A 24,868-nucleotide genomic window follows, 5' to 3' on the forward strand; every position below is an offset into this window, starting at 1 on the left:
GTGAGGGGCTCTTGATTTGATCAGGCGTAATAGTCGACGGCGCTGGTGCCAATCACGCTGGTGGTTTGCGCAGCGGCATCAGCAATGGCGGCAGGCGCCAGTTCTTCATCCGCCGAATCGAGGCGACCACCGGCAGCGCGGGTGTGGCCACTCTGGCCCTGTTGCGCCTGCTCCTGACCTTGCTGGCCCTGCCAGCCACGGCTCTGATCGGAGACATTGACGTCAACCTGGCCCATGCCCTGCTGGTTGAACATTTCACGCAGGCGATGCATCTGCCCGTCCAGCGCTTCACGCACACTTGGATGCGCGCTCATGAACGTGACCTGGGTCTGTTGATCCGGGACCATGTTCACGCGGATGTCCAGACGTCCCAGCTCCGCTGGCTGCAACTGAATGTCCGCCGCCTTCAGATTGGCGCTCGACAGATACATGACGCGGTTGACCACTTCCTCGGTCCAGCCGCTCTGGTGCATGGCAATCGGCTGATTCACCGGCACCGCATTCGCGGTCTTCGGCGTAGCCGCCTGCGTCAGTGCCGCCAGACGGTTGGCGAAGTCATCCACACGGGTATCGCTGGTCGCAGTCTTGAGATCTTTGAGGCCATCGTCGATCAACCCGCTGAAGGCTTTTTCGCCGCCCTGGCTGGTGCTGTCCTTGTCGGCTTGTACGTCGAGCATGCTGGCCATGCCAGCGGCAAAGTTCTGCGCCGCAGTCAATTCGCCGTCGGCCTGAGCCTGAGCTGGCGACGCTTTCGGCTGCGCCTGGCTGGCAGCAGAAATGTGCCCGCCCTGCTCCATCGCCATGCGCACGGCCGGCATCGAATCGAGGGGATCGGCCGAAGGGTCGAAATCGCTGTCGGTGGCCGGTGCCGGATCTTTGACCGTACCTGGCAGCGCGGCAACGGCAGGGGTTTCGGTTTCAGGCTGGGCAGTCGCGACGACCGCCGGAGTCTGCACAACCGGCGCCGCAACCACCGGCTGCACAGCGGTTGCCAATGCCGGATCGAGTGTCGGATCAACCGGCGTCGCGTCTACGACTGGAGTCTGGGAGGTGTCAGTGTTGTCGTCGCTGCTGGCGGTACTGTCATCGGTCGCCGCGGTTTTATCGGCAGGCAAGTCGTTGCCGCTATCGGCAACCGCCGGCTGCGCAGCGGCAGACTGATCTTCGCCAATGTCCTTTTTGCCGCTGTTGTCAGCGACCTTGTCACGCGACGACTTGGGCGAATTGTCAGCGGTGGCGACAGGCTTGCTCGATCCCTGGTCGGCGAACACTTTAGCGAAGCTTGAGGCCTTATCCCCGGTATCTACGGCCATGGCCGACGTTTTCGCAGAGGCGGCTTGCGCCTTGGCCTGAGCGGCGTTCTGAAGAAGGATGTTGGGGGTCGCAGGCATGAAACGGTCTCCGCTGCACTGGGATCGTAGGTACAGTTGCAGAGATAAATGCAAGTGCCGGGCCAGATTTGCCCGGCGCTTGAGAAAAGCGCCGGACGGCGGGATCAGTGCGTGTGAGCGGGATGTTTTTCGCTTTCGTAAACCGGGCGAACTTCAGCAAATTCGCCGCTGATCTCAGCGACCAGTTTGACTATTTCCGCCGGGCTCTTGTCTTTGGCGTCCGATTCGAGTTCCTGGCAGAGCGCCGCCAAGCGGACAGCTCCCATATTGCTGGCGCTGCCCTTGAAGCTATGGGCAACATCCGACAACACCTTGGCATCAGAGGTCTTTTGCAACTCGCCCAAGCGACTTTCGGAATCCGCCAGAAAGGTATCCAGAAGCTCCGGATAACCCTCCTCCATGACTTCGCGCAGTACGCTCAGCGCCTCGCGATCAATATGTGTGTCAGTCACTTGTTCACTCCTTGATCAAGAATTGCGCGAATTATGCCTCAACCTCCCAGGAAAACTCCACGCGAGCACTACGACCTTCGTCCGACCAACTGGCATTACGCCCCAATTGCCGGACCAGACTGACGCCGCGCCCCGACAAACGGACACCATCCAGCGGCCGCTCCATGACCCGCGCCACATCAAAGCCCTTGCCGCTGTCTTCAACACGAATGATCAGTCGGCCGCCCTCGCCGTGTGGCTGCACCTGCAAATGCACGCGCACGAAACCGTCCTGCAGTGACTCCAGCCGATCATTGCGCTGCTGGTAGTAACGAGCGAACCCCGCCGCATCGCGCTTGAGACTGGAATCCAGACCGAGCACGCCATGCTCCAGCGCATTGGAATACAACTCGGCCAGCACGCTGTACAAAGCACCACTTTGCGCCCGCAGCCCATGCACCTCAAGCAGCAACTGCAACAGATACGGCAAGGGATTGAAGCGCTTGAGCGTGGCGCCACGGAATTCGAAACTCACCGACCAGTCCAGCGGACAGGATTGGCCGCTGTCGGAATACACCGGCGCCGACGGCTTGACCTGCGCCGGCTCCAGCAGGCTGACCTCGACCATACTGACATCGTCGCGCGCCTCGCCGCGAAAATCCCGCAGTGCCTGCTCGATATCCTCGAACAAGCGATCCGGCTCGCGGTTGGCGGCGAACACCTGCTGCAAACGCTCGACACCGAACAGTTGATCACTGGCGTCACTGGTGTCGATCACCCCGTCGGACAACAGAAACACCCGATCGCCGACGGCCATCGGATGCACTTCCGTACGGTCATCGAACGCCTGCGCACTCAGCACCCCCAGCGGCAAGTGCCGTGCGGCCAGTGGTACACGCTCGCCAGTAGCAATCCGATGCAGATAACCGTCAGGCATGCCGCCATTCCACACTTCGACCGAACGCCGCTGAAAGCTCAGACACAACAGCGTGGCGCAACAGAACATGTCGACCGGCAGAATGCGTTTGAGCTTGGCATTCATCTCGCGCAGGGTTTCGGCCAGGCCATAGCCCTTGGCGGTCATGCCGTAGAACACCTCGGCCAAAGGCATCGCCCCGACCGCTGCCGGCAGGCCATGACCGGTAAAATCGCCCAACAGCACATGCATGTCGCCCGCCGGCGTGTACGCCGCCAGCAGCAAGTCGCCGTTGAACAAGGCATAGGGCGATTGCAGGTAGCGAATGTTCGGCGCGCTGAGGCAACCGGAGTGCGCAACCTTGTCGAACACCGCTTTGGCCACGCGCTGTTCGTTGAGCAGGTAATCGTGGTGTTTGGCGATCAGGTCGCGCTGTTGCAGCACGGTTGCCTGCAAACGCCGCAAGCGATCCATCGCCTTGATTTTGGCGGCGAGGATCACCTGGTTATAGGGCTTCGCCAGAAAGTCGTCACCGCCGGCCTCCAGACAACGGGCCAGCGCTTCGCTTTCGGTCAGCGACGTGAGGAAGATGATCGGCACCAGCGTCTCGCCCGCCAGCGCCTTGATCTGCCGCGCTGCTTCGAAGCCGTCCATGACCGGCATCATCGCGTCCATCAGTACCAGATCGGGTTGCTGGCGACGAAACAAGTCGACCGCTTCGGCACCGTTGGCCGCCGTCAGGACTTCATGGCCCTGGCGGCGGACGATGGTCGACAGCAACAGGCGATCGGCGGCGCTGTCTTCAGCGATCAGGAGGGTCAGCGGCTCTTGCGCCTGCATGGCCGTCAACTGATGTCGAAGAGTTTGTCGAAATTGGAGATGGCGAGGATCTTGCGCACGTCGGAGCTGCTGTTGACCACACGCACGTCCGACTCGTCACCGCCGGCGTGATCCCGCAACAGGAGGAGCATGCCCAGTGCGGAGCTGTCGAGGTAGGTGGCCTTCTTCAGATCCACCACTATGGACTCAGGCTTCGCATTGAGTCGCTCATAGGACTCGCGAAACTCCTGATGCCGACCGAAATCGAATCGCCCCTCGATCGAAATCGTCAGTTTTTTCCCATCCGGAGAGACTTCTGTAACGACTGACATTAACTGGCTTCCTTGTCATTGACGAACCTGTACAAGGTTTAGCACCTGCACAGGGTTGCAGCAAGGTTAGAAGCCAGATCAAGAGATCGCAGCCTTCGGCAGCTCCTACACCGATCCCTTGTAGGAGCTGCCGAAGGCTGCGATCTCTTGATCTTGTTTTAGAACGGGTTTTGTCGTGGCAAACGCTGGGACAGTTCATCAAGCAGCTTCTGCTCACGTTTGTCTTCAAGGCGTTGCGCCTCTTCGCGATAACGCTGCACCAGTTTACGCAGCCCCTCGACCTTGGCGAACGCCTGTTGCCATTCTTCACGCGCCTTGTCGAGTTTGTTCTGATGCCAGACCAGACTCTGGCGCTGCTGGTCGACGGCGGTGTCGAGTTGCGCCAGAAAGCCCTGAAAACCCAGCAGCCATTGCCCACTCACGCCGGTACTGCCGCGCACGATCCATTGCTCGGAATAATCCAGACGGAAGGCATTGAGGTCGGCCAGTTTGCTTTCCGCAACTTTCACCTGCCCCTGAAAATAGCCCAGGCGTTGCACGGCGGCTTTCTCGGCCTGCTCGGCCATGTCCACCACCGGCGCCAGACGCGCGGCTCGACTGACAGTGGCCATGAGCGGTTAGCCGCCCGCCGCTGGGGCAAACAGGGTTGCGAGGTAAGCCTGGCTTTCACCCATGTTGATTTTGTCGTTCAGCCCCTGACGCTGGTAGCGAACCAACTGCGGTTGCAGGGAGATCGCCAGATCGGTCTCGCGATCGCCGCCGGCAACGTAGGCGCCAACACTGATCAGATCGCGGCTCTGCTGATAGCGCGACCACAACTGCTTGAAATATTGCGCGCGTTGCATGTGCTCCGGCGAGACCACCGCCGGCATGACCCGGCTGATCGACGCTTCGATGTCGATGGCCGGATAGTGACCTTCCTCGGCCAGACGCCGGGATAGCACGATGTGGCCGTCGAGTACGCCTCGGGCCGAGTCGGCAATCGGATCCTGCTGGTCATCGCCTTCGGACAACACGGTGTAGAACGCGGTAATCGAACCACCGCCCTTCTCCGCATTACCGGCACGCTCGACGAGTTTCGGCAACTTGGCGAACACCGACGGCGGATACCCCTTGGTCGCCGGCGGCTCGCCGATGGCCAGGGCGATTTCCCGCTGGGCCTGGGCGAAACGGGTCAGCGAATCCATCAGCAACAGGACGTTCTTGCCCTTGTCGCGGAAATATTCGGCGATGCGCGTGCAGTACATCGCTGCGCGCAGGCGCATCAACGGCGCATCGTCTGCTGGCGAGGCAACCACCACAGAGCGCTGGAGGCCTTCTTCACCGAGGCTGTGCTCGATGAACTCCTTAACTTCTCGCCCCCGCTCACCGATCAGGCCGACGACGATAATGTCAGCCTCGGTGAAGCGGGTCATCATGCCCAGCAATACGGATTTACCGACACCGGTACCGGCAAACAGCCCCAGACGCTGGCCACGACCGACCGTCAACAAACCGTTGATGCAACGGATGCCAACGTCCAGCGGCACGCTGATCGGGTCACGGTTGAGCGGATTGATTGTCGGGCCGTCCATCGGCACCCAGTCTTCGGCTTTCATGCCGCCTTTGCCGTCCAGTGCGCGCCCGGCACCGTCGAGGACGCGACCGAGCATGCTCATGCCCATCGGCAAGCGCCCGGTATCAGCCAGCGGCACTACGCGGGCGCCCGGGGCGATGCCGGCGACACTGCCGACCGGCATCAGAAAGACTTTGCTGCCGGAGAAACCCATGACTTCCGCTTCCACCTGGGAGGGGTGATAGCTGTCGTCATTGATCACCAGACAGCGCGTACCCATGGCGGCGCGCAGGCCTTCGGCTTCGAGGGTGAGGCCGACCATGCGCAGCAGGCGACCTTCAAGAATCGGCGCACCGGCAATCTCGGTGGCCTCAGCGTAAGTACTCAGGCGCTTGGCGAAACTGGTGCGTTCAAGGCGCATCGGGGTCGTCCGCGAGCGGCTCTTCAGGTGTGGCCGCCGGTTTTACGTCTTCTGGAATGTCCAGACTCAGATCCGCTTCAGCCGGATGCAAAGCCTGCTCGTGCAATTGATCGAACAACTTCGCCATGACCTGGATCACGCGGGTTTCGATGCTGGCATCGATGCGGCTGTGCTCGGTTTCAACCCGGCAACCGCCCGGCAATAGCGATTCATCTTCGACGATGCGCCAGGTTTCCTCGTGACGTTCGCGCAAAGCCTTGGCCTGTTCGAAGTCCTGCGGATTGACGTACAGGCGCACATTCTCGACGCCCAGCGGCAACAGCTTGAGGGCGTCGCGCATGACGTGTTCGATCTGGCTGGAATCGATGGCCAGTTCGCGCTTGATCACCTGTTTGGTGATGTGTTGCACGAGGTCGACCAGCGATTTCTCGATTTGCGTGTCTTGCTCGGCGATCGGTTCGAACAGGTTCGCCATCAACTGCTCAAGGCTGGCAAGTTTTGCCGCCAGCGCAACCTCCGCTTCCTGACGCACCTTGAGGGTCGCACTGTGAAAACCTTCTTTCTCGCCGATGCCAAAGCCTTCGTTGTAAGCCTCCTGACGGATGCTTTCGAGTTCTTCCAGGGTCAGTGGCTGGACTTCTTCCAGCGGCACTTCTTCCATTTCCGGCGGTTCGGGCTCCGGCTCAGGCTCGGGTTCCGGCTTCGGCGGGTCGAAGCTGGGCATGGCCCAGGATTCGAAACCACGGACATCGCGGGCACGGATCAGATCCGTCACATCGTCGTCGTGCTTGTCCATGGGCTTAGATCATTTCCTCGCCACCCTTGCCACCGAGTACGATTTCGCCGGCTTCGGCCATACGACGGGCAATGGTGAGGATTTCTTTCTGTGCGGTTTCGACGTCGCTGACGCGCACCGGGCCTTTGGCCTCGAGGTCGTCACGCAACAGTTCGGCGGCACGTTTGGACATGTTCTTGAAGATCTTCTCTTTGACGCCTTCGTCCGAACCCTTGAGGGCCAGCACCAGCACGTCGGAAGACACTTCGCGCAGCAACGCCTGGATGCCACGATCGTCGACATCGGCGAGGTTGTTGAACACGAACATGAGGTCTTCGATCTGACCGGACAGGTCTTCGTCGACTTCGCGGATCGAGTCCATGAGCTGGCCTTCGATTGAGCTGTCGAGGAAGTTCATGATGTCCGCCGCACGCTTGATGCCACCCAGGGTGGTGCGCGAGGCATTCGAGTTGCCGGAGAACTGCTTCTCGAGAATCTGGTTCAGCTCTTTCAGGGCCGCCGGCTGTACGGTGTTCAACGACGAGACGCGCAGGATGATGTCCAGACGCACTTTGTGGTCGAAGTTGCCGAGTACTTCACCGGCCTGATCCGGGTCGAGGTACGCGACCACGATCGCCTGGATCTGCGGGTGTTCGTAGCGGATCACGTCGGCAACGGCGCGCGGCTCCATCCATTTCAGGCTGTCGAGGCCACTGGTGTTGCCACCGAGCAGGATGCGGTCGATCAGGCCGTTGGCCTTGTCTTCACCCAGGGCCTGGGTGAGCATTTTGCGCACGTAGTCGTCGGATCCGACGCCGAGGCTGGTCTGGTCGCCGACGATGTCGACGAACTCGCTCATGACCTGCTCGACCTGCTCGCGATGGACGTTGCCCATCTGCGCCATGGCCACGCCGACGCGCTGAACCTCTTTCGGGCCCATGTGGCGCAGCACTTGTGCGGCATCGGTCGAACCCAGGGACAGCAGCAGAATCGCGGCTTTGTCGACCTTGTTCAGTTTGACGGTTGCGGCTCGGTTATCACTCATCTGCGTTAATCCACTCTTTCACGACCTGAGCCACGCGACCCGGATCCTCGGCCACCAGACTCTTGATTGCATTCAGTTGCGCGTCATAACCCTCACTTGGGCTCGGCAACAGAATGCTCTGCGGACCACCGAGGCTCACGCGGTCGTTGGAAAGTTCGCCGTCCAGGCCGCCCATGCCACCGAGTTCCACGTCGCTGCCAAGACCGGCCAGCTCCTTGCCTTTGCCGCCGCCGGTGATGTTGTTAAGCACCGGACGCAGCACACCAAACACCAGCACCAGGATGAACAACACACCCAGCACTTGTTTGACGATGTCCCAGAACCATGGCTGGGAGTAGAACGGAATATCGGCAATCACTTCGCCGCGCTCGGCGGAGAACGGCATGTTGATCACGCTGACACTGTCGCCACGGCTGGCGTCGAAACCGACGGCGTCCTGGACCAGACGGGTGAAGCGCGCCAATTCGTCGGCGCTCCACGGCGCACGGGTGGTTTCGCCGTTGGCCGCGTTGACCTTGACCTGATCGTCGACCACCACCGACACCGACAGACGATTCAGGCGACCCTGCTGCTGTTTGGTGTGGCTAATGGAACGGTCAAGTTCGAAGTTCTTGGTCGATTGTTGACGCTTGTCTGCCGGGTACGGCGCGAGCATTGGCTGACCGGTGGCCGGGTCCATGATCTGCTGACCATTGGCGTCAACCAATGGCTGACCAGGCTGGACCATGGCGGCCGGCGCGGCGGTGCCGCCGGTAGTTTGCGGCGCCGAGGCTGGCGACGGTGGCTGGTTGCTCAGGGCACCCGGCACGCCTTGCGGGCCATTGCTGGCGGTGCGTTGCTCGTTGACCGACTGCTCGCTGCGCAACGCCGGTTGATCCGGGTTGAACTGCTCGGCAGTCGACTCGACGGCATTGAAATCGATGTCGGCCGAGACTTCAGCCTTGTAACGATCATTGCCCAAAACCGGCTGCAAAATGTTGTGTACACGCTGGGTGAGCATGCTTTCCATGCGGCGGCTGTAATCGAACTGCTTGCCGGCCATGGTCATTTCGGAGTTTTCCGCCTGATCAGAGAGCAAGGTGCCCTTCTGGTCGACGACGGTGATCTGCGATTTGCTCAGCTCGGGAACGGAAGTCGCCACCAGGTTGATGATCGCAATTACCTGACCCGGCTCCAGCGAACGACCGCTGTACAGTTCAACCAGAACCGAAGCACTTGGCTTGCGCTCATCACGGACGAACACCGAACTCTTCGGAATCGCCAGATGCACACGGGCACCCTTGACGTTGTTCAGGCTGGAAATGGTCCGCGCCAGCTCACCTTCGAGGCCGCGACGATAACGCGTCGCTTCCATGAACTGGCTGGTGCCCAGACCCTGTTCCTTGTCGAGGATTTCGAAACCGATATTGCCGTCGCTGGGAGTGACACCAGCAGCAGCGAGTTTCATCCGCGCACGGGACAAGTCATCGGCCTTGACCAGCAAGGCGCCGGAATTGGGCTCGACGTTGTAAGGAATGTCAGCGGCGGCCAGAGTATCCATGACCTGCTTGGCGTCCATGCCGGCAAGGCTGCCGTACAACGGACGGTAATCCGGCTGCTGCGACCACAGCACCACGGCAAAGCCAATCGCCACGCTCGCAGCCAGGCCGACCAACAGGCCCACCTGACGCAGCATGGTCATCTCGGAGAGGTTTTCCAGGAAGGACAGACCGAACAGCGGCGGTTTGCCGTCTATCGGGGTGGCCTTGGCCGGAACGTTATCGGCGACTGCTTCTGCCATGACTCAATCTCGTCCTTAAACCGGCATCTGCATGATGTCTTGATAAGCCTGAACCAGTTTGTTGCGAACCTGGGTCAGAGCCTGGAACGACACGCTGGCTTTTTGCGAAGCGATCATCACGTCCGTCAGATCGACGCCGCTCTTGCCCACTTCAAAGGCATTGGCCAACTGAGTCGACGCGGTCTGGGTATCGCTGACCTTGTTGATCGCCTGACCGAGCATGTCGGAAAAGCTGCTGCCTCCCAGCTCAGGGACAGCGGTCGTCGATTTCGGCGCAGACATGGCATCCAGCTTCATGGCCTTCATGTCTGTCATCAACCGATTAAATTCAATACCTTGGCTCATGGTCTACTCTCTTGGGCGGCCCGCAATTTTTTGACACTCACTCGGCGGGTACACAGGTATTAGCAACAAGGGTGCCAGCTCATGGGCAGCCCTTTCAGAAAAGCGTTTTCAACGTTTTGCAGCACGGCTCAGGTGGCGAACAGATAACCTTCGACGTCCATCCCGGCATCGCGCATTTGTGCCAGTTTGTAGCGCAGGGTGCGCGGGCTGATGCCGAGCTTTTCCGCCGCTTCCTTGCGGCGTCCACGCTCGGAGCGCAGGGTGTCGATGATCATCTGAAACTCCCGGCGGCGCAGGTCATCGCCCAGGGCTCCGGCCGAATCCGCTTCGATTTCCACTTCGCGAATCACCGCAGTCAGCGGCGCGGCGACAGGCACTGCGGTGTACGTCACGGGACCTGCCAGACAGAAATCCTGCGGCTGAATCAAACCGCCCTGCTGCAAGATCAGCGCACGTTGAATGGCGTTATCCAGTTCACGCACATTACCCGGCCACGGATACGCAATCAGGCAAGCTTGCGCGTCAGGCGAGAGTTTCGCTGCGGCGTGCTTCATTTTATTGACGTGTTTGGCCAGCAACCTTTCGGCCAGCGGCAGGATATCGGCAGTGCGCTCGCGAAGTGGACGCCAGGCCAGTGGGAAAACCGACAAACGGTAATAGAGGTCTTCACGGAAACGCCCCGCCGCCACTTCGCCCGCCAAGTCGCGGTTAGTGGTGGCAACCACGCGAATATCCAGGGCGATCGGCTTACGCGCACCGACGCGCTCGACTTCGCGCTCCTGCAACACGCGCAGCAGTTTGGCTTGCAGGCCAAGGGGCATTTCAGAAATTTCGTCGAGCAGCAACGTGCCGCCGTCAGCCTGCTCGAACTTGCCGGCCTGCGCGGCGATGGCGCCGGTGAACGAGCCTTTCTCGTGACCGAACAGCGTCGCCTCGAGCATGTTGTCCGGGATCGCTGCGCAGTTGATCGCAATGAACGGCTGACTGGCACGGTGGGATTGCTGGTGAATGTAGCGCGCCAGCACTTCTTTACCCGTACCGGATTCGCCGGAGATCAGCACCGTGGAATCGCTGCGTGCCACTCGTGCGGCCAATTCGAGAAGTTGCGCACTGGCCGGCTCGACAGCGATAGGACCTTCACTTTCGCTCACGCCAATATTGCCCAGTGCATGCCGCGCCACCAGATCGAGCAAAGCCTTGGGCTCGAACGGTTTGACCAGATAATCCGCCGCACCCTGACGCATCGCATCGACTGCACGTTCGACCGCGCCGTGAGCCGTCATCAGCAACACGGGTAATTGCGGCTGACGAGCACGCAACAGGGCAAGCAATTGATGACCATCCATGCCGGGCATGTTGACGTCACTGACCACCAGACTGAACGCCTCGCGCGACACTGCCGTCAGCGCGTCTTCAGCGCAACCGACCGCGTGGTAATCGTGGCCGGCCAGCAACAACGTATCGGCCAGCGCCTCGCGCAACGAGCGGTCATCCTCGACCAGCAAAACCTTGATGCCCATGTCTTTCACTCAGCTCCCTGTACAGCGGAAAACAGCGGCAGGATCACCTGCGCGCACGTGCCACGCCCAACTCGCGAACGCAGGTGCAATTCTCCCTGATGTGCCCGGGCCACAGCCTTGACCACGGTCAGGCCCAGGCCGGTGCCGGTGACTTTGGTGGTAAAAAAGGGTTCGCCGAGCCGCGCCAGAACCGCGGGCTCGATGCCGCTGCCACTGTCGCTTATGCTCAGGCGCAGCGTGTTGTCGCGGGTGTAGCAATGGACTTTAAGACGAATGTCGCTGGCACTGGCCTGAATCGCATTTTCGATCAAATTCAACAGCGCCCCGACCAGTGTGTCGCGATTACACAGCAGTTCGCCGGTATGGCTGTCGCACTGCCAGCGGATTGGCAGATCCTGCACATGGGTCAGCGCCGCCGCCTGCAGCGCCTGCATCAAGGCATTGGGGGTGAGGCGATCGGTCAGCGGTAACTCACCGCGAGCGAACACCAGCATGTCGCGCACCTGGTGCTCCAGCTCGTGCAGACGCTCTTTCAGGCGCCCGGCGAAGCGCTGCTGAGTGGCGACCGGCAACTCCTGCTCAGTCAAATGACTGGCATAGAGCAAAGCGGCGGACAGCGGCGTGCGGATCTGATGCGCGAGCGAGGCGACCATGCGCCCCAGCGAGGACAAACGCTCGTGGCGCGCCAGTTGATCTTGCAGATGGCGGGTTTCTGTCAGGTCGTTGAGCAGCACCAATTGCCCCGGCTCGGCGTCCAGCGAGCGGGTGGCAATCGACAGGCGTCGACCGTTTTTCAGGGAAATTTCATGACCGTCGTCTTCACGCGGGGCGAAGCAGCGCGAAATCACATGGCGCCACAACTCACCCTCAAGCGGCAGGCCGAGCAGTTCGATGGCGGCCGGGTTGGCTTCGCGCACCCTGCCGTGACCGTCGATGACGATGACGCCACCGGGCAACAGATCAAGGAGGTTTTGCAGACGGTTGGCCAAGCGTTCTTTTTCCGCCAGCTCCTGCATGCGCTGGGCGCTGACCACCGCCAGCTCACCCTTGAGCTCGGTTACCCGCGCTTCAAGCATGCTGTAGGAGTCCGTCAACTGGCTGGACATCTGGCTGAACAGCTCGAATGCCTGCTCAAGGCCCTGTCGGCTTGCCTGCTCTACGGAGGACGGCTGCCCCTCGGGACTGGAGGCAGAAGACATCTGGGCTTGGGGCATTGTGCTTTCTCGCTTGGCTGACCGTCAGTTAAACGGAACGTTGCGAGGGCTGTAGCAATACCCGTGCCTAAAAAAAACTGCTTATAAATGAAGCAGTTGAAAAACAGGCGTCAATCCTCCGCCTGTTCATCTCCATCGCGGCGGCTCATGCCGTACTTGCGCATCTTCTCGACCAGGGTGGTACGACGGATACGCAGGCGCTCAGCGGCACGCGCCACAATGCCATTGGCATCGTCCAGCGCCTGTTGAATCAGGCCCTGTTCCAGACCACCGAGGTAGTCCTTCAGGTCTAGACCTTCCGGCGGCAGCATGGCGTTGGCGGTGAAGTCAGGCGTATGGCCGTTGATCGCCACGCGCTCTTCGAGATCGCTGCGCAGGCTGTCGACCATTTGCTCGTCTTCGTCGTCGACGTAGCGGAATTTCTTCGGCAGTTCGACCACGCCGATCACCCCGTACGGATGCATGATCGCCATGCGCTCGACCAGGTTGGCCAATTCGCGGACGTTGCCCGGCCAGCCGTGACGGCACAGCGACATGATCGCCGCCGAGTTGAAGCGGATCGAACCACGCTTCTCGTGCTCCATGCGCGAGATCAGTTCGTTCATCAGCAGCGGAATATCTTCGACGCGCTCACGCAGCGGCGCCATCTCGATCGGGAACACGTTCAGGCGATAGTAGAGGTCTTCGCGGAAGGTGCCGATCTCGATCATGCTTTCGAGGTTCTTGTGCGTCGCCGCGATGATGCGCACGTCAACGCTCTGGGTCTTGTTGCTGCCCACGCGCTCGAAGGTGCGTTCCTGCAGGACGCGCAGCAGTTTGACCTGCATCGGCAGCGGCATGTCGCCGATTTCGTCAAGGAACAGCGTACCGCCGTTGGCCAGTTCGAAGCGGCCGGCACGACTGGTGATCGCGCCGGTGAAGGCGCCCTTCTCGTGACCGAACAATTCGCTTTCGAGCAGCTCCGCCGGGATCGCCCCGCAGTTGACCGGCACGAATGGCGCATCGCGACGCTTGGAATGGTAATGCAGGTTGCGCGCGACCACTTCCTTGCCGGTCCCGGACTCGCCGAGGATCAGCACACTGGCGTCGGTGTCGGCGACTTGCTGCATCATCTGACGCACGTGCTGGATCGCCCGGCTGGTGCCGACCAGGCTGCGGAACAGATTGGGCTCGCGATGACGGCCGCGCTCGCGAGCCTGGTCATACATCTCGCGATAGACCTGGGCACGGTGCAGGGAGTCGAGCAATTTGCTGTAGCTGGGCGGCATTTCGAGGGTCGAAAGCACGCGGCGACGCTGGTCTTCGGGCAGGTCGACGGAAGAATTATCGCCCATCAACAAAACCGGAAGGAACTCATCCCAGGTTGAGAGTGTCTTTAACAAGCCCAAAAGCGCGCCAGGAGCATTAACGGTCCCGATCAGTACGCAAATGACCTCACGACTAGACGACAAAGAGCCGACTGCCTGCTGCCAGTCATGGCTGCCGCAGGGTAAATTTTCTTCGCCAAGAAAATTTAAAATCACCGCCAGGTCGCGGCGGCGGACGCTATCGTCATCGATCAGCAGAATTTTGGTTTCACGCCACATGCAATAGCAACTTCCCTAGTCAACTCAATGCCCGAAATTAGGGGCAAGCGAGACGCTTGCAGGACACCATGTGCCTGTAGACGCCTGAAATCTGAAAACAGCCACTAGTTAAGTCAAAAAACCGTGCACAGTCAAATTTATGGCGCACATGCCTGGATTAACTGGGGGGCAATTAACCAAACAGATGGTAAACCTTTGCCGCCTTCTGCGCTTGGGTGATCTGCGACATCTCGTTGGCTATCGCCTGCCGCTCACCCATCGCCACCTCAAGAAGCTCTTTGTAGACGTGTAGCAACTCTTCAAGATTGTTGCGCAACGCGTCTTCATCCAGCGCAGCTTCAGCCATGACGTCTTCCATGCAGGAACGGCAAGCCAGATCCAGCTCGCCGATGGCTTCCCAATTGCGTTCGGCGAGGGCAGTAACCAACGCTTCACGGGTATCGGCGATTCGCTGCAATACAAGACTCATGACGATCTCCTTCAGAACTGCGGAGCAGGCACGGGGGCAATAGCATCCCAGCCTTCCTTGACCGTGCTCAGCAAGCCGGCAACCTCATCAAGAATGCGCGGGTCGCTGCTGATGTTCGCCTCGGCGAGGCGCTTCATCATGTAGATATACAGCCCATCCAGATCAGCCAGGGTATCTGCACTGTTTTCCAGATCGAGGCCTTCACGCAGACCGCTGACAATGCCAATCGCCTTGCTGATCGAAGTGCATTTGCTTGGAATGTCCTTGCGCTCGATGGCGCCTTTGGCCTGAGCGATACGGGCCAGTCCACCTTCCATCAACATTTGCACCAGACGGTGCGGGCTCGCTTCGGATGTCTGAGCGTGTGCGCCGACTTTCTGATACTGCCGAAGGGCTAACATCGGATTCATGTTCTACCTCATTGCCACAATGACTCGTATAACCAGTGTATCGCCAACGAATCACAGAACTTTAGATCAAAAGACAAAAACCCGGCGCACGCCGATGAAGCGTAGCCGGGTTTTTGTCGTACCTGCCTGTTACTTCGCGGACTGCTGAGCGTTCAGCGAGCTGAAGAACGACGTGATGTTGCTCGCCGTAGCCTTCATCTGCCCTACCAGCAAGTCCATGGCGTTGTACTTGGCCGTCAGCGTCTTGGTCAGGTTGGCGACGCGCAGATCCAGCGCCAACTGCTGCGACGTGAGGCTGCGGGTATTGTTGTTCAGAATGGTCATACGCTGATCAAGCAGACCGCTGGTGGTTTTGCCATCAGCAGAAGCTTTGAGGTACGGATCGACCGCTTTGCTCATTCGCGCCAACAGACCGTTTTTGTCGTCGGTGCCGGAGAACAGCTGCTGCACCTGACCAGTCATGCCTGGCTGAGACATGGCCTTGTTGAAAGCCGTCGCGTCCAGCGTCAGCTTACCGGTGTCGCGATCAGTCATGACGCCGATCTGCGACAGCACACCCAGCTCGCCAGGCGACGAAGTGGTCAATTGGGCACGAATGTCCGCAATCAACGTCCGCGGCAGAGAATCACCGGTAAACGCGGCCTGCACCGTCAACTTGCCATCTTCGTCCGGCGTTGCCTTGGACAGGCTATCGATGGTGGTCTTGAGCGTGTTGAAAGCGTCGACGAATTGCTGAACCGAAGCCTGCAAGCCCTTGGTGTTGGTATCGACAGAGACCTTGACCGCAGTGGGGCTGGCTTCCACCAGGTTCATGGTCAAGCCACTGATGGCGCCGCTCACTGTGTTGCTCTTGCTGGTAACGGCAAGACCATCAATGGTCAGCTTCGCATCCTTGGCAATATCGCCCACAGCCCCTGAGTCACCAGCGGCCGGGGTCGCAGACATGACCTTGGTGCCATCGATTTCCAGACCGGCAATACCACTGACCGTCAGGTCGGAGCCCGCGCCCGTCTTGTTGGAGCTGATCACCAGACGCGAAGCGCCCGAGCTGTCGGTCACGATGTTGGCGGAAACACCGTTGACACCCTGCGCCTTGTTGATGGCATCACGGGTAGTCTGCAAGGTGGCATTGGCCGGAATATCGACATTGTAATCAGTGCCATTCTGACTGATTTTCAGGGTACCACTCGGAATGGCACTGGCCGCGCCGCCGGCAAAGGATGCACTGGCTACTTTCGAGCCGGTGGCCAAGTTATTTACCACGACACTGTATGTGCCCGAAACAGCCGTGTTATCGGAAGTAGCGGTCAGCGTTGTCGGGGTAGCCGAGGTCGCCGCGTAACCGGCAAACGCAGGGTTGGTCTTACTGCCCAGATCGGTCATTGCCTTCTGGTAGGCCGCCAATGCGTTTTTCAGCGCACCGACACCGGAAATCTTCAGGGTGTTGGTTTTGGTCGCAGAATCGATCTGCGTCTGCTTCGGCGACTTGTCGGCGTTTACCAGCGCGGTCACGATTGCGCCGATGTCCAGGCCGGAACCCAGTCCGGAACCCGGTAGAATTGGACTTGCCATGTGCATCTCCCTTCAGATTGTTGCCATTCTTTTGACCGTTACACGCATCTTGAGAACGGACAAACATAATTCATGCCAGCTATCAGACTTTGGCGTCAAACAATACGTGACTCGCATTGGCGAGGCTGTCTGCCAGCTTGAGGGCTTCTGCGGAGGGAATCTGTCGAACGACCTCACCCGTCTCGCTTGCGATCACCTTGACGATGACCTTCCCGGAGTGTTCATCAATCGAAAACTCCAGATTGCGCTTGATCGACTGTACAAACTTTTCGATCTCCTGCACCGCCAGTTTCAATTTGGCGTCGTCCGAATCCTGACTCTTCGCAGCGACCGGCGCTTCAGTCTTGGCAACTTTAGGCGTCTCTGACGGTTTGTCAGCAACCGGCGTTACTGGCTTGGGAGCCGGATAAGACACGTTAAGCTTTACGCTCATGTCCATGCCCATCACCTCTTAACGTAAAAAGGCGAGAGAGCGCGACCAGCGCACCCCCCCGCCCAAACTCGATCCGAAATTACTGAAGCAGCTTCAGTACAGCGGAAGGCAGTTGGTTGGCTTGAGCCAGAACAGAGGTCGAAGCCTGTTGCAGGGTTTGCTGCTTGGTCAGGTTAGCAGTCTCTGCGGCGAAGTCGGTATCTTGTACGCGACCTTGTGCAGCAGTGGTGTTCTCGGTGATGTTCTGCAAGTTCTGGATGGTGCTGGTCAGACGGTTTTGCGAAGCACCCAGGCTGGCACGAGTTGCACCGATGGCAGCGATGGCAGCGTCGATCGCGGTGATCGCGTTGTCGATGTTCTGCGAAGCGCCAGTTACGGTAGCACCGGTCAGGGACAGAGTACCGCTACCTACCGACAGGCTTACTGCGTCGAACTTGGAGCTCAGTACCAGGTCGATGTGGTTAGCCGAACCGGTGTTTGCGCCTACTTGCAGGGTCACAGTACCAGCCGAACCGTCCAGCAGGTTTTTGCCGTTCAGGTTGGTCGAAGCCGAGATACGGGTGATCTCGTCGGACATCTGAGCGAATTCAGCGTTGGTAGCGGTCTGGTCAGCAGTGCCGTTGGTACCGTTACGTGCTTTAACAGCCAGTTCACGCATACGCTGCAGGATGTCGGTAGTAGCTTGCAGAGCGCCTTCAGCAGTCTGGGCAACGGAGATACCGTCGTTGGCGTTCTGGATGGCTTGGGTGTTACCACGGATCTGCGAGGACATACGGTTCGAGATCTGCAGGCCAGCGGCGTCGTCTTTAGCGCTGTTGATTTTCAGGCCGGAAGACAGGCGCTGCATCGAAGTCGACAGAGCGTCGGAAGCGCGGTTCAGGTTTTTCTGAACGTTCAACGACGTGGTGTTGGTGTTTACTGTTAAAGCCATGACGAATTCCTCGTTGGTTGGGTACTGCGGCTTCCGGCCCTGGCAACCGCCGGGTATGGCCTAGAGAACCTTCGTAATAGTTATCGTCGGGATTGCAGGTTGCTTGAGGGCTTTTTGAAAAAAATTTGCCATCACCCTGCCACCCCCGAGAAAACAAAGACTTAGCAGCCCATCCACCGCGAAAAAATGACGTCATAAAACCGACTGCCGCGCAAACCTGCGGGCCAGTGCTGTCGGCGTGTTCAGACCGGGACACTTCCCAGCAAATCCACCAGCTCGTACTCCATAGAGTCAGCCAGCCCCAACCAGTCCTGGCGCTCCTGGCATTCGAGCATTTGCATTAACAGCTGCGCCCACACCTGCTGAACCTCTGCCGGGGCAGACGCTAAACATTGCTGGGCCTTTTCAAACACATCGACCATCGTCAGCGCCGCCTCGACATCGCGCCCGAGGCGAAACAAACCCGCACACTGGCGACATTCATCCTTGCAGAGGCTCAGCGTACTCATTGCACAAACTCCGGGTTGAAACCGGTACCGGCGATCAGCGCCCCGGAGCGGCTGCTGTTGAGAAATTCGACCTGTGGATGTGCAGCGATATAGCGCTCCAGCACACACAAATAACCGCGAAAGTTGAGCTGTGTGGTCACCCGCTGACCATGGCCATCGCGCACCCAATGCCGCGCCTGATTCACCGGTGGCCCCAGCTCGCCGTCGTTCCAGCCTGCATGGGTCTTGTTCATCGGGAAGGCGAAGTCAGCACCAAACAGCGTGATGCCGGTGGCACCCATCTTTACCGCCAGATCCACCGCCGGGTGAATCACACTGCCGCCCACGTGCAACTGCGCTCGCGGGTGTTGCTCACGCAGATTCGCGTAGATCGGACTCGCGGAATAACCACCGTAACGCTTACCCTTCCACGCCTTCAACACCGACGGATCGCTCATCGGCAGATACACCAGCGGGATGCCGTCGGACTCCTCGAACGGCAGATGGCGAAAGCTGATGCGCTGATCAATGCTCACCACCAGGTCAGGCACAATCCCGTGTTCGCGCAGCGGTCGATACGCGGTGTCGACACAGATGAACAACGGGCGTTCGGCGCGCTGACGGATTGCCGCCAGGCGCTGGTAGTGTTGCTCCAGCGTCGGCCCGGTGGCGATCACATAGACTTCCCGGCCGGCACAGGTGCCGAACAACTGCGCCACATCCGCATCGGCGAGCAGCACCGGCAGGCATTCCTGCAAACGCTGTTGAATCTGCGGTGACTGCGGATCGAAATCCCGATTGTTGAAGCTCAGGTGCACTTCGCTGACCAAGCGATCACGCACTTTCGCGTTGAAATCGTCGGCCAGCAGCATCTCGGCAGGCAGGGCAAAAAACGGCGTAAAAAAGTCTGGATGGTCGCCGGCGTAAAACAACTCGACGCGCGGATCTTCCAGCCAATGGCGCTGATCGAGCAGTTGCACCACCAGCGCGAACAATGCGCCATTGAGGATGTGCACGTACAGACGCTCAAGCCCTTCACGCTCCAGTAGCACGCTGGGCAAATCGCCGAGGCCGGTACCGTAGACATGCAATTGCGGCTTGTCCGCCAGGCTTGCCGCCTGAATCCGGGCTTCATGGATGCGGTCATGGCGACTGGTGAGCTGAACACCATTGACGCTGAGCGTCGAACCCAACCCCTGCACCAGTTCGGCCTGGACTGCCGCACTGTCTTCCGTCATCAGTCGTTCGAACAGCGCCGGCCAGCGCCGTTGCAACACCTCGGCATTGGCTTGAAAAAACTCGCTCATGGCGCCTCGCGCTCCCTCTTCAGGCAAAAAAATAGCGTTCAAGGTTAACCTTGAACGCTATTTTTGTATCCGCCGTTTTTACTCTGGCTTAAGGGCGATAGATGATCGCCGAGCCCCACGACAGACCGACACCAAAACCGCTCAGCGCAATACGCTGCCAATCGGAATCGATAACGTGTTTTTCCAGCAGCAACGGAATGCTCGACGACACGGTATTGCCGGTCTCGACCATGTCCTTGATGAATTTTTCCGGCTCGCCTTCGAAACGTCGCGCCACCGCATCGACAATCGCCGCACTGCCCTGGTGAATGCAGAAGGCATCGATGTCGTCGGCCTTCAGACCGGAATCGTCCAGCAGCTCGTGCAAGTGCGCCGGGACTTTGAGCAGCGCAAAATTGAAGACCTGACGACCGTTCATGAAGAACACGCCATCGGTGACTTTCAAGTGCGGCGCACCGGAACCGTCGGTGCCGAACTTGGCCTTGCCCAGCGCCCAGGTCGGATCTTCGCCCATCCATGTAGCGGTGGCGGCATCGCCAAACAGCATGGTGGTGTTGCGGTCTTCCGGATCGACAATCTTCGAATACGGATCAGCGGTGATCAGCAGGCCGTTCTTCAGGCCGGCGGCTTCCATGAAACCCTTGATCGCGTAGATGCCGTAGACATAACCCGAGCAGCCCAGGGAAATGTCGAACGCTGCCACGTTGGTCGGCAGACCGAGTTTGTCCTGCACGATTGCAGCGGTGTGCGGCAGGCCTTCTTCGTCACCGTTCTGGGTGACGACGATCAAGGCGTCGATCGATTCACGTTTCAGATCCGGGTTGCTGGCAAACAGCGCATTGGCCGCTTCCACGCACAGGTCGGAGGTTTCTTGTTCAGCGTCTTTGCGCGGCAGGAATGCCGAACCGATCTTGCCAAGGATGAATTCTTCATCCTTCTCGAATTTTGCACCTTGTGCGTAATTGTCCACGCCGGCTACAGGAACGTAGCTCGCAATGCTTTTTATGCCAATCATTACGGCTTCCCAATAAAAAACAGCCCAAGACCACCGCTCGCAAGGATTTCGAGGGGCGCCGACAAACAGAAAACGGCCGCCACAACGGGCAGCCACGGGGAGCGCAAAGGGCTATCACTGGAATCGAAAACGAGCCAGGCGCCATCTCCCCGATCAATACAATACAGTGAAGATGCGCGTTATGACTCGCAGGTCACGCTATTTTGCCGAATCGGTGCAGATCGGGTTATTCGACCAACGACCAGTCCAGCGGCGTGCCGCGCTTGATCGGCGCGCGGGCGCGGCGGCCGAGGACGGCGTCGGTGTGCTTGGGCGGCAAACCGAGACCGGGGCGAATGGCGCGCAGATTGTCCCCGGTAAAGGTGTCACCGGCGGCCATGTCGGCCGTGACATACAGCGAGCGGCGATAGACCAGCGACTTGCGCTCGGCCTCGGTAACGCCGTAATGCACCTGGCCCATGGCTTGCCAGGCGCGCTCGGTTTCCACCACCAGGCTAGCCATTTCCGCCGGTTCCAGCGAGAAACTGGCATCGACGCCACCCGCTGAACGGTCGAGGGTGAAGTGCTTTTCCACCACCGTCGCGCCAAGCGCCACGGCTGCCACCGACACGCCAACGCCCATCGAGTGATCGGACAGCCCCACTTCGCAACCGAACAACTCACGCAGATGCGGAATCGTGCGCACGTTGCTGTTGAGCGGTGTCGCTGGATAAGTGCTGGTGCATTTGAGCAACACCAGATCTTTGCACCCGGCCTCGCGCGCGGCGCGAACGGCCTCATCGAGTTCAGCGATGCTGGCCATGCCAGTGGAAATGATCAGCGGCTTGCCGGTGGCGGCCACACGACGGATCAACGGCAAATCGGTGTTTTCGAAACTGGCGATCTTGTAGGCCGGAACATCGAGGCTTTCGAGAAAGTCGACTGCGCTGTCATCGAACGGCGTCGAGAACGCGAGCATCCCCAGTTCCTTGGCACGAGCAAAAATCGGCGCATGCCATTCCCACGGTGTATGAGCTTTTTCATACAAATCGTAGAGCGAAGTACCCGCCCACAGACTGCCCGGATCCTTGATGAAGAATTCCCCCTCAGACAAATCCAGCGTCATGGTTTCGGCGGTGTAGGTTTGCAGCTTCAGCGCATGCGCCCCCGCCTTGGCCGCTGCCTCGACAATTTGCAGGGCGACGTCCAGTGACTGGTTATGGTTGCCGCTCATCTCGGCGATGATGAAGGGTGGCGCGTCGGCACCGATCAAGCGGCTGCCGATCTTGAAACTAGTCATGCGGGTGATCCTTCAAAACACGGGTGAACGCACAGGCACTCTGAGTGAACCCGGCGTCACGAAACACATTCAACGAGGGACGATTGTCCGGCAACACCCGAGCGGTGATGACCGTCAGTTGCGGCCAGTGCGCGGCAACAAATGCCTCGCCACGGGCCAATAGCGCCCTGCCCCACCCCAGCCCCATCCGCCGTTCGAGCAGGTAAATAGAAACTTCGGCTTCAAACCCGCGCAGGTCATACCGCACAACGCCGACCGCGCCGTCATCCGCCTCGGCGATCAGCAGCAGGCGCTGTGGATTACGCAAACTCGCCGTCAGCCAGTTCAGGTGCTGCGGCCAGTCGATCACGCCGCTGTCCAGCGACCAGCGCCGTACCGTTTCGGCATTACGCCCATCGAACAGCAACTGCGCATCGTCCAGGGTCGCCGCACGCACCTTCAGCACCGCACCGGCCAGTGCCACCGCGACACGCTCGGCACCACGCCCGTCGACCAGTTGTCGCGAGCGTTCGGCCAGGCTTTGGCGCAAATAATGATTGCCGGTGACAAAGCCGATGGCGTCGCGCAACTGCTCGACACTGACCTGCTCACGAGCGCCCATGAACACATGTGCGCCCGCCGCTGCCATGACTTCGCCGTTGGCCTGCTGATTGTTTGACACGGCAATACAGATCGTCGGCAGCCCCATCGCCGCCCGTTCCCAACTGGTACCGCCCCCGGCGCCGATAAACAGATCCGCTTCAGTCATGCGCTGATGGAAATCGCTGACGAAACTGTGCAGGCGCCAGTTCGGCCGCGTCTCGGCCAACGCCTGCATCTGCGCCCACGCCGGGTTCTCGGCACCGGCGACAAAATCTACCTGCAACTGGTTGAAATCAGCGAGCGCGAGCATCGCGTGATGAGTCTGCATCGCCGCATCGAAGCCACCGAAATTCACCAGTACCCGGCGAGCCGTGGGTTTGATCTCGATGGCCGGGCAATTGAACTCTTCACGCAGCATGGCGTAGCGCGGGCCCAGCAAGGTGCGGCACCCCTCGGGCAACAGCGGTGAGTAATTTTCACTGAGGCCCGATAAATTCTGATTGAGCAAAAGATCAACGCTGTAGCGCCGGGTAGCCAGATCGTCGACTGCCGCTATGCGCTGCGCCCAGCGCCGGGCGGCGGTTTGCCAGTGATGATCGAGGCCGTAATGATCGACGATGATCCAGTCGAACCCGGCATGGCCGGCCAACAAAAGATCCAGCGCGTCGATGTCGGCCTGCCACGGCAGCATTGATTCGATGGCTTGCTGTGGATCTTCATCACAATAGAGATCCGGCAACGCAAATGTCTCGAACCCTTCGGCGCTCAGCATATCGAGCCGATGCCCCGGCAATTGTCGGCAGGCAAACGCGACGTGGCTGCCCTGCCCGCGCAACACTCGCGCCAGCGTCAGGCAGCGGGCAATGTGGCCGCTGCCGATGGTTGGCGAGGCGTCGGCACGAATCAGCACTCTCATTGCAGCTCTCCACCCGCCTTGAGCGCGGCGTATAGGTATTCGGCGCGCTTCCAGTCTTCAAGGGTGTCGATGTCCTGCACCAGATGCCGGGGCAGAATCACCGGCAGGCTGGCTGGCGAATAGAGCACCTCGCCGCGCAACCACGCCTCACTGCGGCCCCAGTAGAACTGACCGGCATCCTGAAACGCTTCGGGCAGATCCTGTGAGCGGGTATGGCGAAATTCGGGATACAACGCGGTCAGCGCGCCCTGCCCCTCCAGCGTCAGCGCACGCTGCACTGGAAAACCGAAACTGCACACGGAAAACGCAAAGGACCGGTCGGGATGCTGTTCCAGTAACTCCAGTCCCTGATGCAGATAGCGCGCCTGCAGTAGCGGCGCCGTGGCGTACACACAGCAGGCGTAATCGAAGGCTGGCAGTTGCTGCAAGGCATGCACGATCACTGCCGCCGTGCCGGTGAAATCATCGGCCAGGTCTGCCGGGCGCAAAAATGGTACCTGCGCGCCATGGGCTCGCGCGACATCGGCAATTTCGGCATCGTCGGTGCTGACCACCACCCGCTCAAACAACCCTGAATCCAGCGCGGTGCGGATCGAGCGGACAATCATCGGCACGCCGTCGAATGGCAAGAGATTCTTGCGCGGGATGCGTTTGCTGCCGCCACGGGCCGGGATGATTGCAACGTTGCTCAAGGACGTTTTTCCAACAGGAACCAAGTGATGTCGTCCGCTGGGAATTGCGGATCGCGGTGATAGGCAAAACCATAATCGAGAAGGTGCAGATCGGCATAGCGATCGAGCATCTCACCGGCAAAATCGCGCTTGAACAGCTTGCCGCTGTTGCCACGATAGGACACTTCCACCGGTGCCGGATTGTAATACTCGGCGATCAGGATGTAGCGCTGGCTCAACGCGTACAACTGCGCATAAGCGGTCGGCAACAGCTCCGGGGCCAAGTGAATCAGCACGCCTTTACTCAGGGTCAGGTCGTAGCGGCGCTCGCGCGGGAAATCGAACAGCGAGCCATGCCAGATCTGTGCAATATCCAACGCCCGTGCCTGAGCACAGGCGCTGTCATTGATCTCGACGCCGAACAGCTCGCAACGCGGCAGCAGTTGATGCAACGCCTGCAAATTGTTGCCGGCGTTAGTGCCCAGTTCGACCAGGCTCTCGATGCCTGCGGCACGGCTCAGGGCTTTGGCAAACAACGCCAGATTCGTCGCCACCAGCGGTTGCCCGACATTGCGCTCGACGTACTGGTTGCCGAACTCACCCTGCCAGAATTTTTCCTGCTCGCTCAGATCACGCATGACTCAGTCTCACCCACCGCCACGGCG

The 24,868-nt window shown here is 59.8% G+C and carries 25 protein-coding genes; all 25 read right to left on the bottom strand.

The window, feature by feature from the left end; all coding sequences use genetic code 11:
* Window positions 1–20 precede the first annotated feature (20 nt).
* The 25 genes from PMI23_RS14025 to PMI23_RS14145 all read right to left on the bottom strand — a co-directional run bounded on the left by PMI23_RS14025 (window position 21) and on the right by PMI23_RS14145 (window position 24,841).
* The gene (locus tag PMI23_RS14025) at window positions 21–1,391 is read right to left on the bottom strand and encodes a flagellar hook-length control protein FliK (protein ID WP_007920034.1); all 1,371 of its coding nucleotides are present in this window, start codon (window positions 1,389–1,391) and stop codon (window positions 21–23) included.
* 104 nt (window positions 1,392–1,495) lie between these two features.
* On the bottom strand, window positions 1,496–1,843 hold the full coding sequence (locus tag PMI23_RS14030; protein WP_007920035.1) for an Hpt domain-containing protein: 348 nt from the start codon (window positions 1,841–1,843) through the stop codon (window positions 1,496–1,498).
* 31 nt (window positions 1,844–1,874) lie between these two features.
* A complete protein-coding gene (locus PMI23_RS14035; protein WP_007920036.1) occupies window positions 1,875–3,578 on the bottom strand; it encodes an ATP-binding SpoIIE family protein phosphatase in 1,704 nt (567 codons plus the stop codon).
* A 5-nt stretch (window positions 3,579–3,583) separates the two neighbouring features.
* The gene (locus tag PMI23_RS14040; protein ID WP_007920038.1) at window positions 3,584–3,889 is read right to left on the bottom strand and encodes an STAS domain-containing protein; all 306 of its coding nucleotides are present in this window, start codon (window positions 3,887–3,889) and stop codon (window positions 3,584–3,586) included.
* Window positions 3,890–4,047: 158 nt separating this feature from the next.
* A complete protein-coding gene (gene fliJ / locus PMI23_RS14045; protein WP_007920039.1) occupies window positions 4,048–4,500 on the bottom strand; it encodes a flagellar export protein FliJ in 453 nt (150 codons plus the stop codon).
* A 6-nt stretch (window positions 4,501–4,506) separates the two neighbouring features.
* Window positions 4,507–5,865 (bottom strand): flagellar protein export ATPase FliI, encoded by a 1,359-nt coding sequence (gene fliI, locus PMI23_RS14050; RefSeq protein WP_007920040.1) that lies wholly within the window; start codon window positions 5,863–5,865, stop codon window positions 4,507–4,509.
* A complete protein-coding gene (gene fliH, locus PMI23_RS14055; RefSeq protein ID WP_007920041.1) occupies window positions 5,855–6,661 on the bottom strand; it encodes a flagellar assembly protein FliH in 807 nt (268 codons plus the stop codon). Before fliH ends, fliI begins: the two co-directional genes overlap by 11 nt.
* A gap of 4 nt (window positions 6,662–6,665) precedes the next feature.
* The gene (fliG, locus tag PMI23_RS14060; RefSeq protein ID WP_007920042.1) at window positions 6,666–7,685 is read right to left on the bottom strand and encodes a flagellar motor switch protein FliG; all 1,020 of its coding nucleotides are present in this window, start codon (window positions 7,683–7,685) and stop codon (window positions 6,666–6,668) included.
* Window positions 7,678–9,465 (bottom strand): flagellar basal-body MS-ring/collar protein FliF, encoded by a 1,788-nt coding sequence (gene fliF / locus PMI23_RS14065; protein WP_007920043.1) that lies wholly within the window; start codon window positions 9,463–9,465, stop codon window positions 7,678–7,680. The genes fliG and fliF overlap by 8 nt, the downstream gene beginning before the upstream one ends.
* A 15-nt stretch (window positions 9,466–9,480) precedes the next feature.
* Entirely contained in the window at window positions 9,481–9,810 is a 330-nt protein-coding gene (fliE, locus tag PMI23_RS14070) for a flagellar hook-basal body complex protein FliE (protein ID WP_007920044.1), read from the bottom strand.
* 128 nt (window positions 9,811–9,938) lie between these two features.
* Window positions 9,939–11,330: a sigma-54-dependent transcriptional regulator gene (locus tag PMI23_RS14075; RefSeq protein ID WP_007920046.1), complete on the bottom strand. Its 1,392-nt coding sequence runs from the start codon at window positions 11,328–11,330 to the stop codon at window positions 9,939–9,941.
* Between the two features lie 5 nt (window positions 11,331–11,335).
* Window positions 11,336–12,544: a sensor histidine kinase gene (locus PMI23_RS14080; RefSeq protein WP_007920048.1), complete on the bottom strand. Its 1,209-nt coding sequence runs from the start codon at window positions 12,542–12,544 to the stop codon at window positions 11,336–11,338.
* A 110-nt stretch (window positions 12,545–12,654) separates the two neighbouring features.
* A complete protein-coding gene (locus PMI23_RS14085) occupies window positions 12,655–14,130 on the bottom strand; it encodes a sigma-54 dependent transcriptional regulator (protein WP_007920053.1) in 1,476 nt (491 codons plus the stop codon).
* 172 nt (window positions 14,131–14,302) lie between these two features.
* Window positions 14,303–14,599 carry a hypothetical protein gene (locus tag PMI23_RS14090; protein WP_007920054.1) on the bottom strand — a complete coding sequence of 99 codons (297 nt, stop codon included), beginning with the start codon at window positions 14,597–14,599 and terminating at the stop codon, window positions 14,303–14,305.
* An 11-nt stretch (window positions 14,600–14,610) separates the two neighbouring features.
* The gene (gene fliS, locus PMI23_RS14095; protein WP_007920055.1) at window positions 14,611–15,009 is read right to left on the bottom strand and encodes a flagellar export chaperone FliS; all 399 of its coding nucleotides are present in this window, start codon (window positions 15,007–15,009) and stop codon (window positions 14,611–14,613) included.
* Window positions 15,010–15,138: 129 nt separating this feature from the next.
* Window positions 15,139–16,581: a flagellar filament capping protein FliD gene (fliD, locus tag PMI23_RS14100; RefSeq protein WP_007920056.1), complete on the bottom strand. Its 1,443-nt coding sequence runs from the start codon at window positions 16,579–16,581 to the stop codon at window positions 15,139–15,141.
* Window positions 16,582–16,663: 82 nt separating this feature from the next.
* Window positions 16,664–17,020 (bottom strand): flagellar protein FlaG, encoded by a 357-nt coding sequence (locus PMI23_RS14105; RefSeq protein WP_007920057.1) that lies wholly within the window; start codon window positions 17,018–17,020, stop codon window positions 16,664–16,666.
* 73 nt (window positions 17,021–17,093) lie between these two features.
* Window positions 17,094–17,945 carry a flagellin domain-containing protein gene (locus PMI23_RS14110; protein WP_007920059.1) on the bottom strand — a complete coding sequence of 284 codons (852 nt, stop codon included), beginning with the start codon at window positions 17,943–17,945 and terminating at the stop codon, window positions 17,094–17,096.
* Window positions 17,946–18,187: 242 nt separating this feature from the next.
* Window positions 18,188–18,454: a hypothetical protein gene (locus PMI23_RS14115; RefSeq protein ID WP_007920062.1), complete on the bottom strand. Its 267-nt coding sequence runs from the start codon at window positions 18,452–18,454 to the stop codon at window positions 18,188–18,190.
* Window positions 18,451–19,740 carry a motility associated factor glycosyltransferase family protein gene (locus PMI23_RS14120; RefSeq protein WP_007920063.1) on the bottom strand — a complete coding sequence of 430 codons (1,290 nt, stop codon included), beginning with the start codon at window positions 19,738–19,740 and terminating at the stop codon, window positions 18,451–18,453. The genes PMI23_RS14115 and PMI23_RS14120 overlap by 4 nt, the downstream gene beginning before the upstream one ends.
* Before the next feature lie 88 nt (window positions 19,741–19,828).
* Complete coding sequence (locus PMI23_RS14125) at window positions 19,829–20,755, bottom strand: ketoacyl-ACP synthase III (RefSeq protein ID WP_007920064.1); 927 nt, start codon at window positions 20,753–20,755, stop codon at window positions 19,829–19,831.
* A gap of 226 nt (window positions 20,756–20,981) precedes the next feature.
* Window positions 20,982–22,034 carry a pseudaminic acid synthase gene (pseI, locus tag PMI23_RS14130; RefSeq protein WP_007920065.1) on the bottom strand — a complete coding sequence of 351 codons (1,053 nt, stop codon included), beginning with the start codon at window positions 22,032–22,034 and terminating at the stop codon, window positions 20,982–20,984.
* A complete protein-coding gene (gene pseG, locus PMI23_RS14135) occupies window positions 22,027–23,532 on the bottom strand; it encodes a UDP-2,4-diacetamido-2,4,6-trideoxy-beta-L-altropyranose hydrolase (protein WP_007920066.1) in 1,506 nt (501 codons plus the stop codon). Before pseG ends, pseI begins: the two co-directional genes overlap by 8 nt.
* Entirely contained in the window at window positions 23,529–24,224 is a 696-nt protein-coding gene (gene pseF, locus PMI23_RS14140; protein ID WP_007920067.1) for a pseudaminic acid cytidylyltransferase, read from the bottom strand. Before pseF ends, pseG begins: the two co-directional genes overlap by 4 nt.
* Window positions 24,221–24,841, bottom strand: coding sequence for a pseudaminic acid biosynthesis-associated methylase (locus tag PMI23_RS14145; RefSeq protein ID WP_007920069.1), 621 nt, complete (start codon window positions 24,839–24,841; stop codon window positions 24,221–24,223). Before PMI23_RS14145 ends, pseF begins: the two co-directional genes overlap by 4 nt.
* Window positions 24,842–24,868 lie beyond the last annotated feature (27 nt).

The organism is Pseudomonas sp. GM24 (assembly GCF_000282235.1).
Lineage (GTDB): Bacteria > Pseudomonadota > Gammaproteobacteria > Pseudomonadales > Pseudomonadaceae > Aquipseudomonas.